This is a genomic window from Acrocarpospora catenulata (genome assembly GCF_018476525.1).
GTDB classification, from domain to species: Bacteria; Actinomycetota; Actinomycetes; order Streptosporangiales; family Streptosporangiaceae; genus Acrocarpospora; species Acrocarpospora catenulata.
Window position 1 is genome coordinate 155,144 of sequence record NZ_JAHCST010000015.1, and the last position, 11,897, is coordinate 167,040.

The window sequence follows — 11,897 nt, forward strand, 5'->3', positions numbered from 1 at the left end:
GATCGCGGAGCCTGGGGACGGGTCATCGGCGAGCAGGCCTACCAGCCGAGCTCGCTATCGTCTTCCTGGAACGTGCCGGTGGGGCCGTCGGGGCCGATGGTGGCCATGCGGACGATGGTGCGTGCGCTGATCTCGACGGGGCGGCCGTGGGGGTTGGGCTGCCCGCCGAGTTCGGTGTTGGTGTAGCCGGGCTCGACCGCGTTGAACTTCACCTCGGGGACCGCGCGAGCGTATTGGACGGTCAGCATCGAGGCGGCGGCTTTGCTCGCGCCGTAGACGATCGCGGATACCTGGGATGCGGGGCGCTCGGGATCGTGGTTGGCGGCGAACGAGCCGAGCGCGCTGGAGACGTTGACGACGACGGGGTTGCCGGACTTGCGCAGGAGCGGCAGGGCGGCCTCGGTGACGCGGATGATGCCGACGGCGTTCGTGTCGAACACCTCAAGTGCTTCCGGTCCGTTGAGCGCGAGCTTGGCGATGCCGGCGTTGTTGATGAGCACGTCGAGGCCGCCATCGGCCTCCAGTTGGGCGAACGCCGCGGCGACGGAGGGGTCGTCGGTGACGTCGAGCTGGAGGAAACGGGCTCCGAGCTCCGCGGCGGTGGCGCGACCGCGGGCCTCGTCGCGGGCGCCGAGGTAGACGGTGTGCCCGGCGGCGATGAGCTGGCGGGCGGTTTCCTTGCCGAGGCCCCGGGTGGCCCCGGTGATCAGTGTGGTTGTCATGCTCCGAGCGTCCGGGATCGGGGCGAGCTCAGGCAGTCGTCCCGTTGTCGTAGGAACGCCAGGGCCAGGATAACGAGGGCACTCTCCCGCAGACTGGACGTATGGAGTTGTGGGAGTTCGGACGGATGGTGCGCCGCCTGCGCGACCGCGTCGCGCCCGAGTCGGTCGGGGTGCCGGTGGGTGGGCGGCGCCGCGCGGCCGGGCTGCGCCGTGAAGAGCTCGCCGGGCTCGCCGGGATCTCGGCCGACTATCTCACCCGCCTTGAGCAGGGGCGGGCGACCTCACCTTCGGCACAGGTGGTGGAGTCCCTCGCCCGCGCCCTCCGCGTGTCCGACACGGAACGCGACCTCCTCTACCGGCTGGCCGGGCACGCCACCCCGGGGCTGGACATGGTCCCCACCCGCATCACCGCGAGCGTGCAACGCCTGCTCGACCGGTTGGCCAACACCCCGGTCGCCGTGTACGACGCCACCTCGACCCTCATCGTCGCCAACGCGCCCCATGACGCGCTCATGGGCGAGATCTCGTACGCGCGTGGCATCGAACGCAACGCCATCTGGCGCAACCTCGTCGGCCCGGGAACCAGGGTCGTGCACACTCCCGAGGAGCAGGCCGTCCACGAGGCCCGGCTGGTCGCCAACCTGCGCCTGACCGCCGCCCGGTACCCCGCCGACCGGTCGGTCAAGCGACTCGTCGGCGAACTCGCCGCGCAGAGCCCGCGCTTCGTCGAGCTCTGGGAATCGGAGGACCCGGATCTGGGTCAGGAACTGTCCAAGCACAAGATCATCGACCATCCGGCCGTCGGCCGTATCACCCTCGACTGTGACACTCTCATCGTCGCCGGCGACGATCTGCGCATCATGGTCTACACCGCCGAGCCGGGCACCGAGGACGCCGAACGCCTCGCGCTCGCGATCGTCCTGGGTACGCAGATCCTCGTCGAGTGACATCACGATCGCAGGGCGACAGTCTTCTTTGTCCTCCAGGCGACCGCAGCGAGCCAAATGATCCACGCGAGCATGAGGAGGTAGCCGATCAGGATCGCGGACGTGTTGGTTGCCGAGAAGCCGTCGGAACCCAGCACCCAGCCCTGCACGAGGTAGGCGAGACCGGACAGTCCCATCAGGTAGCCAAGGGCTCTCGGCAGCCTCGCCGCCAGGGCCACCGCGCTGCCGAGCAGGATCAGGGCGAGACCGAACATGAAGCTCTGGTAGCTCCTGGCCCCCCACTCCAGCCATCGAACCGTCTCGGCGCCCGCGAAGTGGGTCGTCTTCTCCGCTGCCGGGGCGCTCGCCCACGTGTCAACGGCCTGTTTGAGGGCGACTCCGTCGATCGCCTGCAAGACGCAGTAGAGCCCAAGTGCCACCCCCGCGGAGAGAGCTCCCAGTCGTGCCATCCAGGCCGCGCCTCCTGTTCTGACGTCGAGAGCGAAGTAGAGGGCGAGTAGACCGCCGATGATCACCGCCATGCCGGCGAGCTGGCCGAGGTGCACGAGGGTCCAGCTGTCGCTGCTGGCGTAGTTGGCGAACACCACTTCGTGGTCGTTGGCCGGCCCGCCGGTATGGAAGAGGCCCATGATCACGTAGAAGATGAACCCTGCTGCAAGCAGGACTGCCGGAAGGCGAAGCGTCTTGCGGTCGATCATGATTGTCACTTCTTCGTTTTGTAGGTGTGTGGGCGACTCCCACACACCGGTTCGAGCGGCGGGATCGCGCCAGTTCTGGTTCAACACGTGTGGCCCTGGAAGCGAGGGCCGGTCAGCGGGAGTCGAGCCTGTCGCGCCGTGTCCAGAACCGGGGGCCGCGGAGCGCGCAGGTCCGCCGGTGGGCGGCGGCGGACCTGCGGCGTTCGGCCTCCTGCGACAGCTCGGGGTGCTTCAGCTGGATCAGTTCAGGGAGGGTGGGATGCATGGCGACCTCCTCGGTCGGAATGGGGGGTGACGCTGTTCGACATGAGAAGCGTCTCGGTCCGGCCTGTCCGTAGCCTGTCCGGCGGCCGGCGTGGCCGCCCCGGCGTTCGGACAGGGCGGACAGCGGGCGGACGGCCGGAAGGAGGGCGCTAGTCAGATGGCGATCGGGAGCCGATTCGGCGGCGGACGGCCGGGGCTTACTCCGTATCGCCGCAGAGGCCCGCGGCCAAGGTTGTCCGCTGGTCGGCCTGTCCAGGGTCGGGGACGGACGCCGTCAGCCGATCGGCCAGAGTGCGTGCGTCTCGGCCAACCCAGCCGAGCAGGGCCGATCCACGGTCGCGCTGCCACGGCAGCCCGAGGAAGTACAGCCCGGGCCAGGTCGTCACCCCCCTCGTCGTGCATCGGGGCCCGTGCTCGTCCAGCACGGGAACCTGTAGCCAGGGGTACTCCGGGCGGTACCCGGTCGCCCACACCACGGCGTCCGGGTGCCGTCGGGTCCCGTCGGCGAGGACGACGTCCGGCCCGTCGGCGTCGACGACGCGGTCCACCCGCTTCACCCGGCGCATCAGCCGCTTCACGTCGGTCCCGATGATCAGCTCCTGCTGTCTCATGCGGCGTCCGAGGCGGCTGTCAGCGCGGACGTCCATGAAGCCGAGCCGCGAGAACCACCAGAAGAGATCGCGGCCCAGCAATCGCTGGGGCAGCGCCCGGCCGATCGTCGAGGCGGAAAGCCACACGTGCCGTCCGCTGCCGGCGAGCTCTTCCGCGATCTGCACGCCGGTGTTGCCCGCGCCCACGACCATGACGCCGCCCATGGGGAGCCGGTCCGGACGCCGGTACCGGTTGCTGTGCAGTTGCACGACGTGCGGCGCCAGCCCGTCGGCGAAATCGGGCGTACGCGGCGTGTGGAACGCCCCCGCCGCGACCACGACCCTGGCCGCCCTGTACGACCCGGCCGAGGTGCGGACCGTGAAGCCCCCGGCAGGGTCCGGGCGTACGGAGGTGACGGGGTGCCCCAGGCGCACCGGCAGATCGAAGTGCTCAACATAGCCTTCGAGATAGTCGGCGACCTCGTCCTTGCTCGGATGACCGTCCGGGTCACCCGGGAACGGCAGACCCGGCAGCGCGTCGTGGCGGCGCGGCGTGAACAGCGTCAGCGAGTCCCACCGCCGCCGCCACGCGTCGCCCACCCGCTGGTGCGCGTCCAGGATCACGAAACGCAGGCCAGCGCGGCGCAGGTGATACCCCAGCGCCAGCCCAGCCTGCCCACCCCCGATGATCAGTGTGTCGAATCCGGTGTCCATCGCGGCAGCCTCAGACGATCTCGTGGCCTGTGCCGGCGACGGGCTTCACACAGTGGCCACAGCCGATGGCCGGGACAGACAACAGAAGCTGGTCCATCGAAACGCTCCTCTTCACAACGGACCGCCCAACGCGACCCGATCGAGAGCAGCGTGCCTGGCCCCGCTGTCCGTTCCCTGTCCACGGCGACGCGGTTGCCGTGGAACTTCCGCCCATGCGATTGCGGTGGAACTCCCGCCCACCCACCCGTATTGGCCTTCGGCCCGAGTCCCGGCTGGCGTCCAGGCCGGCGTCACGGGCGGACAGCACGCAGGCAGTGGCTGGACAGTGTCGCCCGCCGTCGAGGCACCCGCCGCACTAAACGCGCACCCGCCGCAGGGCGCGCCGTCGCCTGCCGTGCAACCTCACTGTGGGCCTGAGCGGATGCGTCGGCTCACCAGGACGATCAGCCCGATCTGGATGACGAGCATCACCAGTGCGATCAGTCCCGATACGCCGGTCATCTGTTCTTCCGAAAACCCGCCAGCACATTCCGTTATGTTGCCGCCCTCATATAGCACGACGCAGCCGGGTGCCAAGATCGTGGCAACGATGAACCAGTTGGCGAGCAGAAGGGGAACCGCGCCCAGGACAAGGGCCAGCGTGAGGTGATTCCCCTTGCCGCCTGCCGGGTTCACCTTCGCCGGAACAGGTTCGAGACGTCTGCCCGTAGCCGAATCAGGACTCACCCCGAACACGTAAGCATGAGCAAGCGATCACGACAAGGTCGGTACCAACCGCTCACTATGACGGCCGCCGACCACCGGCGCGAGCCAGGCCACAGTTCTCCCACCGCAGGGCGATCGGTCCTGATAAGAGGTCCCAGGTTCACGTCCTGGCCGCTGTTCAGTTCGAGCCGACGCCGCGGTCTTCGCGTCGCATGTCCCCGGCGCCGACGTGCCGGCCGACCGTCTCGTCGAACAAGGGCGCCTGCCATCCCCCGAACGGAAAGCCGTCGGGGTCTTCCTCGGGATCACCCGGCGCCTGGCCAACCAGGTCGAGCGTCGCGAACAGGTCGATGTGGATCATGCCCATGACGCACGCGATCGCAGGGCGACGGCGGCCAGCAGCATCCATGCTGAGCAGGCGACCAGGTAGAGCCGCTGGGCGATGCCGAAGGCGCCGTGCAGGTCGGAGGCGAGCAGGGCGAGCACGGTCACCACGAGGACCGCTGCCGCGATCGGGGCTGCCCGCCAGGCGGGTCTCAGTGCGCGGGCCGCGAGTCCGGCGGCCAGGGGGAGGGCGAGGAAGGCCACGTTGCCCAGGACGTTGTGGACGAGGCCGGTTGTGGTGCTGGTGCCGGGTGCGTCGATCGGGAAGAACGCCTGGACGACCTTGGCCACCCCGAACACGGCCAGGACGATCGCGGCGGCCCGTGCTCCGGGCCCCGACCACAACGCCCAGGCCAGTGCCAGGGCGCCGATGCCGACCAGTGCCGTCACCGGGCCGGCGAGCACGCCGAAGTCCCCGAGGGCGTACTCGCTCGTTGGCCTGGTCAATGGGTCGACGTCGGGGCGCAGGAGGTGGAAGAGGGCCAGTACGAGCAGGTCCACGGCGGCGATGGTGACGGTGACGGCGGGGGAGAGCGTGGTCCGGGGTGATGCGGTCATTTCGCCCTTTCGCTTCAAGCGGGTGGAGTTGGCGACAATCTCCAGATGGATCGACGGGCCGGAAGTTCACACGCCCTGCGGGCCCGGGAGGCCCGATCACCACACCTGGCTGAGCGTCGTCGTGGTCGTCAGCCCGCCAAGCAGTGCGTAACCGCGGATCTCACTCCTCTTCTGGCAGGAACTTCACCAGTGCGGTTCGTTGTGCCCGGCAGACCACGATGCCGTTCTGGTTGAGTCCGCGGTGTTCCAGGGTCACGATGCCCTGGCCAGGGCGGGAGGCGGAGGGGCGCGTGTTGATGATCTCGCTTTCGCAGTAGAGGGTGTCGCCGATGAACACCGGGGCGGGGAAGGCGATCTCGCCGAAGCCCAGGTTGGCGATCGTGGTTTTCTGGGTGAGGTCGCCGACGCCGATGCCGCAGACGATGGCCAGGGTGAGCAGGCTGTTGACCAGCCGCTGGCCGAACTCGCTGTCGGCGGAGGCGACCGCGTCCAGGTGGAGTGACTGGCTGTTCATGGTCATGGTGCAGAACAGGACGTTGTCGGCTTCGGTGATGGTCCGGCCGGGTTCGTGGCGGTAGACGTCGCCGACGATCATTTCCTCGTAGTAGCGCCCGCGCCTGGTGTGAACGGTCACGTGGTCCTCATTTCTGTGGATAGGGTTCGAGTGCCGCCCGGTGGTCGGGATGGGCGACTTGGGTCAGAGACTCCGCGCGCTCGGCCGTGGTCTTGCCGCGCAGCCAGGCCACCCCGTACTCGGTCACGACGGCGTCGGGGGTGTGCCGGGGGATGGTGGCGACCGCGCCGGTGGGCAGGGCGGGCACGATCCGGCTGTGTCGGCCGTCCGGGGTGGTGGAGCTCATCGCGATGACGGACAGGCCGCCGGGGGAGGTGTGCGCGGCCTCGGCGAAGTCCGCGCCGCCGCCGACGCCGCTGACCTGCCGGTCGCGTACGGTCTCGGAGTTGACCTGGCCGAGCAGGTCCACCTCGACGGCCGAGTTCACCGACACCAGCCCGGGCAGGCCGCCCAGGTGGCGCGGCGCGTGGCCGGTGCGGCTGTCGAAGACGCCGATCGAGGGGTTCCCGTCGGCGAAGTCCATCAGGGTGCGGGTGCCCATCAGCTCCACGGCCGCGACGGCGGGGGAGGGCATCATGGCCAGCGGGCTGAGCACGCCGCTCTCGAAGAGGCCCACCATGGCGTCGGTGGCCATGCCGACCACCCGGATGTCGCGCAGGCCGCTGCCGGCCAGGCCGTGGATGAGCGACTCGGGGACGGCGCCGAGGCCGAACTGGAGCACGGGACGCTCCGGCAGCAGGTCGAGCAGGTGCGCGGCGATGCGGTCGGCGATGGGGTCGCGTGGGGTTGCGGGGAACTCGCACATGGGGGTGTCGGCTTCCACCAGCGCGGTGATCTCCGAAACGTGCACGGCGGTGTCGCCGTGGGTGCGGGGGAGCTGCGGGTCGACCTCGGCGAGCACCACCGTCGCCCGGGTGACGGCCGCTCTGACGTAGCTCGCGGAGGGGCCCAGGTTGCAGTAGCCGTTGCGGTCAGGCGGGGAGACCCGGATCAGGGCGGCGTCGGTCCGCCAGTGGCCGAGCAGGGCGGGTACGGCGGAGGCGCGGGCGGGCACGTACTCGCCGATGCCGCGGGCCGGGCCGTATGGGTGCCAGGTGAGGTAGCGCAGGTGGCCCTGGCGTACCGCGTCCAGGAACGGGTAGCCGCCGAGCTGGAGCCCCGAGTACAGGGTGGGCGCGGGCAGCAGGTCCGCGGTCTCGCCCAGGGCGCGGAGCAGGGTCTCGGGGGTGCCGCAGCCGGGGGAGCCGACGATCCGGGCGTTCGCGGGGAGCAGGCGGACGGCCTCGCCCGGCGGGAGCGTGCGGGGGAACGGCATAGCAAGCAGCCAATCGTCGTATAGGCAACGCTTCTGGCCTCGCCCGGCGGGAGCGCGCGCGGGGAAACGCATAGCAAGCAGCCGATCGTCGTACGGGCAACGCCTCACCGTAGTGCGGAGGAACCTGTGAAGCAAGTGCTTGATTTACCTTGACACCAATCAGAGGACCTGGATAGCTTCCGGTAAAGCGAGCGCTTGATTTGTGGAGGAAGCGGTCGTGACACTAGTCATCCAGCAACTCGTGAACGGCCTCGCCCTCGGTGCCGTGTACGCGCTCTTCGGCGTGGGTTTCGCTCTGATCCTCACCAAGATGGGCATCCTGAACGTCGCCCACGGCACGTTCGCCACCTGGGGCGCCCTGGTCGCCTACTTCGCCGTGGCCGACGTGGGCCTGCCCTTTCCCCTGGCACTGGTGGTCGGCGTGGTGGCCGCCGGAGTGATCGGCGTCCTCACCGACCTGGTGGCCTTCGAGCCGCTGCGGCGCAGGAACGCCGGGCTCTTCGCGCCCATCATCGCCAGCATCGGCATGTGGATCCTGCTCCTCACCGTCGCTCAGGCGGTGTTCGGGGCCACGGCCACCAGCTTCCCCGACCATGCGGTGCCGTCAGGACCGATCAAGTTCGCGGGCCTGGTGATCCTGCCGGCGCAGCTGCTCAACATCGCCGCCGCGCTGCTGGTCGCCTTCGGACTGCACCTGGCGCTCACCCGGACCCGGTTCGGGGCCGCCGTGCGGGCCATCTCCGCCGACCCCAGGTCGGCCACCATCGTCGGCGTCAACGCGGCACGCACCCTCCGGCTGGTGGCCTTCACGGCCGCCGCCATCGCGGGTCTGGCGGGCGTGCTGGCCGGGCTGTCGTCCAACAACGTCTCCTTCGACCTCGGCGAGGCGCTGCTGCTCAAGGGCTTCGCGGCGGTCGTGGTCGGCGGTTACGGGGACATCCGCGGCGCGGCACTGGCCGGATTCATGATCGGCATTCTGGAGGTGGTCAGCGCGCAGTACATCTCCTCCGGCTTCCGGGACGCGATCACCTTCGGGGTGCTGCTCGTCATCCTGGTGCTCCGGCCGCAGGGCATGTTCGGCGAGCGGAAGCTGGCCCGCGCATGAACCTGGCAGCCTGGAACACCACCCTGCAGTTCGCGGGGGTCAGCGCGATCTTCGCGCTCAGCATCTACGCCTCGCTGTGGACCGGCGTGCTCAGCCTGGCCCCGGTCTTCTTCGGCGCGGTCAGCGCCTTCACCTTCGGCTGGGTGACGCTCACCGTGGGGCTGCCCCCGGTGGCGGGCCTGGTCCTGGCAGCAGCCGGCGGCGGACTGCTCGGCGTGCTCACCGCCTTCCTGGTGCTGCGGCTGGAGAGCCACTACCTGGCCATGGCCACCATCGCGCTGGTCCTCATCGGGCGGGTGCTGGTGCTCAACATGGAGGACTTCACCGGCGGCGTGGCCGGCACCCTCGCCCCCGGCGACCTGGGCACCTGGCTCTGGTGCCTGGGCTGCCTGGGGCTGGCCGCCTACGTGCTGGCCCGGCTGCGCGGCTCGCGGTTCGGCCTGGCGGCCTCGGCCGTACGGGAGGACCCGGCCGTGGCGCAGTCGCTGGGCATCAACCCCCGTTCGGTGCAGCTGGTGGGCTTCGTGCTCTCCGGGGTGTTCGGCGGCATGGCCGGGGTGCTCCAGGCGAGCTTCCTCCAGTTCATCGGCCCCGACACCTTCTACACCCACCTGGGCTTCACCACCCTGGCGGCGGTGGTGCTCGGCGGGGCCTTCCACTGGCTGGGCCCGATCATCGGCGCCGTGGTCTTCACCGCCCTGCCCGAGCTGCTGCGCGGGCCGCTGGGCGAGTTCGACTCCATCGTCACCGGCCTGCTGCTCGTCGTGATCATCATCTACCTGCCCCGGGGGCTGGTGGACCTACGGCGGCTCCGCCTGCTCCGGGGGCGCGGGAAGACGGCGGTGTCCGAATGAGCAACGCCATCGAGATCGAGGGGCTGGTCAAGACCTTCGGCGGCCTGCGCGCGGTCGCCGACGTCGACCTGCGGGTGCCGCAGGGCAGCATCTACGGCCTGCTCGGCCCGAACGGGGCAGGCAAGACCACCGTGCTGAACATGATCAGTGGCTTCCTCACCCCCGACCAGGGGGTGATCCGGGTGCACGGCAAGGAGACGCACGGCCTGCCCCCGCACCGGATCGCCCGCGAGGGCGTGTCCCGCACCTACCAGAACATCCGGCTCTTCCCCGGCATGACCGTGCTGGAGACGGTCGCCACCGGCGCCTACCAGCGGCGGCGCTCCAGCATCCTGGGGGCCGTGCTGCTCAGCCGCGCCGAGCGCAGGGAGCGGGCCGAGGTGACCGCCAAGGCACGGGCCCTGATGGAGCAGGTGGGCATCACCGCGCCGCCCGGCGCGCTGGCCGAGACGCTCTCCTACGGCGACCAGCGGCGGGTGGAGATCGCCAGGGCGCTGGCCGCCGAGCCCCGGGTGCTGCTGCTGGACGAGCCCACCGCCGGGATGAACGACGCGGAGTCCCACCAGGTCGGCGAGCTGCTGCTGACCCTGCGCGGGCAGGGCCTGACGCTGGTCCTGATCGAGCACAACATGCGGCTGGTCGAGGAGTTCTGTGACCAGGTCACCGTGATGAACTCCGGCGCCGTGCTCGCCGTCGGCACCCTCGCGGCGTGCCTGGAACAACCCGATGTCAGGGAGGCCTACTTTGGCAAGCGATCCGATGCTCGCCGTATCGAGACTCTGCGCCGCGCACGGCGTGGTTGAGGCCGTCCGCGACGTCGACCTGCGGGTGCCCAAGGGCGCGCTGGTGGCCCTGGTCGGGGCCAACGGCGCAGGCAAGACGACCACCCTCAACTCCATCGCCGGGCTGCACAAGCCGTCGTCGGGGAAGGTCGTGGTCGGCGGGCGGGACGTCACCGGCTGGCCCTGCCACCGGCTGGTCCGGGCGGGGGTCGCGCTGGTGGCCGAGGGCCGCCGGGTGGCGCCCTCGCTCACCGTGCTGGAGAACCTGGAACTCGCCGTGTACGCCAAGCGCCGCGACAAGGCCGACTTCCAGCAGCAGATCGGCCGGGTCTACGACCTGTTCCCGGTGCTGGCCGAGCGGCGCCGGCAGTACGCGGGACTGCTCAGCGGCGGCGAGCAGCAGATGCTGGCGGTCGGGCGGGCCCTGATGACCCGGCCCGACGTGCTGGTCCTGGACGAGCCGTCGATGGGCCTGGCCCCCTCCATCGTGGACGTGCTGTTCACCACCATCTCCACCCTGCACGAGACGGGCTCCACCATCCTGCTCGTCGAGCAGAACGCCGAGCTGGCCCTGGCCGTCAGCGACTACCTCTACGTCATGCACCGCGGCCGGATCGTGGCCGAGGGCGAGCCGGACGAGCTCCGCTCCCGTCCCGAGATCATGACGGCCCTGTTCGGCTGATTCCCATCGAGAGGCACTCCTGTGAGCGAGATCAGACTGGACGGCCAGGTCGCCGTCGTCACCGGCGCCGGTCGCGGGCTCGGCCGCGCGCACGCGCTGCTGCTGGCCGCGCGCGGCGCGGCGGTCGTGGTGAACGACGTCGGCGCGGCCCTGGACGGGGCAGGCGCCGAGCTGAGCCCCGCCGAGCAGGTGGTCAAGGAGATCACCGAGGCGGGCGGCGCCGCGGTGGCCGACGCCACCGACATCAGCACGCCCGAGGGCGCCGAGCAGGTGGTCGCGCGGGCGCTGGACGGTTTCGGGCGCCTGGACATCCTGGTCAACAACGCCGGCATCCTGCGCGACCGCACCATGGCCAAGCTCACCAGGGACCAGGTGGACCCGGTGCTCGCGGTGCACCTGGGCGGGACGATCTGGATGACCAAGGCCGCCTGGCCGGTCTTCACCGAGCGCCGGTACGGGCGGATCGTCAACACCACCTCGGCCGCCGGCCTGTTCGGCAACTTCGGGCAGACCGCGTACGCGGCGGCCAAGGCGGCCATCGTGGGCGCCACCAAGACGCTGGCCCTGGAGGGCGCCCGGCACGGCATCGCGGTCAACGCGATCGAGCCGGGGGCGCGCACCCGGATGACCGAGGACCTGCTGGGCGACCTGGCCGACCGGCTCGACCCTGAACTGGTCGCGCCGCTGGTGGTCTGGCTGGCCGCGCGGGAGTGCGAGGTCACCGGCGAGGTCTACAACGTGGGCGGCGGCCGGGTGGCGCGGGTGCTGGTCGCGCAGACCCCCGGCTACTTCTCCCGGTCGGTGTCGCCGGAGGAGATCCGCGACAACTGGGCGCAGATCAACGACCTGTCCCAGGCGTCCGTCATCGCGACCTTCCAGCAGGAGCTTGAGCTGCTGGTCCGGCAGCTGTCCTGACGAGATGTGCCCGATTTGTGCCGTGCCCTGCCAGCAAAGTAAAGCAAGCGTTTGATAAACTTTGGGCCTGACCCCTACTGACCCCGAG

General features: G+C 70.3%; 15 protein-coding genes. 6 read left to right on the forward strand and 9 right to left on the reverse strand.

All coding sequences use genetic code 11. The features are described 5' to 3' along the window. Positions 1-38 precede the first annotated feature (38 nt). Positions 39-722 (reverse strand): SDR family NAD(P)-dependent oxidoreductase, encoded by a 684-nt coding sequence (locus KIP79_RS18405; RefSeq protein ID WP_214106053.1) that lies wholly within the window; start codon positions 720-722, stop codon positions 39-41. Between the two features lie 101 nt (positions 723-823). Here KIP79_RS18405 and KIP79_RS18410 point away from each other — a divergent pair, with 101 nt between their 5' ends. Next, positions 824-1,669, forward strand: a complete 846-nt coding sequence (locus KIP79_RS18410) for a helix-turn-helix transcriptional regulator (RefSeq protein WP_214106054.1) — start codon at positions 824-826, stop codon at positions 1,667-1,669. 2 nt (positions 1,670-1,671) lie between these two features. Here KIP79_RS18410 and KIP79_RS18415 read toward each other — a convergent pair whose 3' ends face one another. The 8 genes from KIP79_RS18415 to KIP79_RS18450 form a co-directional block, all read right to left on the reverse strand. Beyond that, on the reverse strand, positions 1,672-2,367 hold the full coding sequence (locus KIP79_RS18415; protein ID WP_214106055.1) for a hypothetical protein: 696 nt from the start codon (positions 2,365-2,367) through the stop codon (positions 1,672-1,674). Positions 2,368-2,479: 112 nt separating this feature from the next. After that, complete coding sequence (locus tag KIP79_RS18420; RefSeq protein WP_214106056.1) at positions 2,480-2,632, reverse strand: hypothetical protein; 153 nt, start codon at positions 2,630-2,632, stop codon at positions 2,480-2,482. Positions 2,633-2,828: 196 nt separating this feature from the next. Beyond that, positions 2,829-3,935 (reverse strand): flavin-containing monooxygenase, encoded by a 1,107-nt coding sequence (locus KIP79_RS18425; RefSeq protein WP_214106057.1) that lies wholly within the window; start codon positions 3,933-3,935, stop codon positions 2,829-2,831. 402 nt (positions 3,936-4,337) lie between these two features. Then, positions 4,338-4,670 carry a hypothetical protein gene (locus KIP79_RS18430; protein WP_214106058.1) on the reverse strand — a complete coding sequence of 111 codons (333 nt, stop codon included), beginning with the start codon at positions 4,668-4,670 and terminating at the stop codon, positions 4,338-4,340. 148 nt (positions 4,671-4,818) lie between these two features. Beyond that, complete coding sequence (locus KIP79_RS47065) at positions 4,819-5,001, reverse strand: hypothetical protein (protein ID WP_250213409.1); 183 nt, start codon at positions 4,999-5,001, stop codon at positions 4,819-4,821. Further along, complete coding sequence (locus KIP79_RS18440) at positions 4,998-5,582, reverse strand: DUF998 domain-containing protein (protein ID WP_214106059.1); 585 nt, start codon at positions 5,580-5,582, stop codon at positions 4,998-5,000. The genes KIP79_RS47065 and KIP79_RS18440 overlap by 4 nt, the downstream gene beginning before the upstream one ends. A 160-nt stretch (positions 5,583-5,742) precedes the next feature. Next, positions 5,743-6,216, reverse strand: a complete 474-nt coding sequence (locus tag KIP79_RS18445) for a MaoC family dehydratase (RefSeq protein WP_308169776.1) — start codon at positions 6,214-6,216, stop codon at positions 5,743-5,745. A gap of 7 nt (positions 6,217-6,223) precedes the next feature. Next, positions 6,224-7,471 (reverse strand): acetyl-CoA hydrolase/transferase family protein, encoded by a 1,248-nt coding sequence (locus KIP79_RS18450; RefSeq protein WP_214106060.1) that lies wholly within the window; start codon positions 7,469-7,471, stop codon positions 6,224-6,226. Positions 7,472-7,688: 217 nt separating this feature from the next. Between KIP79_RS18450 and KIP79_RS18455 the strand changes: the two genes are divergently transcribed. Genes KIP79_RS18455 through KIP79_RS18475 form a run of 5 tightly spaced genes read left to right on the forward strand, consistent with a single transcriptional unit; the run spans position 7,689 to position 11,809 of the window. Continuing rightward, positions 7,689-8,576, forward strand: coding sequence for a branched-chain amino acid ABC transporter permease (locus tag KIP79_RS18455; RefSeq protein ID WP_214106061.1), 888 nt, complete (start codon positions 7,689-7,691; stop codon positions 8,574-8,576). Beyond that, the gene (locus KIP79_RS18460) at positions 8,573-9,430 is read left to right on the forward strand and encodes a branched-chain amino acid ABC transporter permease (RefSeq protein WP_214106062.1); all 858 of its coding nucleotides are present in this window, start codon (positions 8,573-8,575) and stop codon (positions 9,428-9,430) included. Before KIP79_RS18455 ends, KIP79_RS18460 begins: the two co-directional genes overlap by 4 nt. Next, positions 9,427-10,233 (forward strand): ABC transporter ATP-binding protein, encoded by an 807-nt coding sequence (locus tag KIP79_RS18465; protein ID WP_214106063.1) that lies wholly within the window; start codon positions 9,427-9,429, stop codon positions 10,231-10,233. The genes KIP79_RS18460 and KIP79_RS18465 overlap by 4 nt, the downstream gene beginning before the upstream one ends. Continuing rightward, a complete protein-coding gene (locus KIP79_RS18470; RefSeq protein WP_214106064.1) occupies positions 10,175-10,894 on the forward strand; it encodes an ABC transporter ATP-binding protein in 720 nt (239 codons plus the stop codon). Before KIP79_RS18465 ends, KIP79_RS18470 begins: the two co-directional genes overlap by 59 nt. 21 nt (positions 10,895-10,915) lie before the next feature. Further along, complete coding sequence (locus KIP79_RS18475; protein WP_308169778.1) at positions 10,916-11,809, forward strand: SDR family NAD(P)-dependent oxidoreductase; 894 nt, start codon at positions 10,916-10,918, stop codon at positions 11,807-11,809. Positions 11,810-11,897 lie beyond the last annotated feature (88 nt).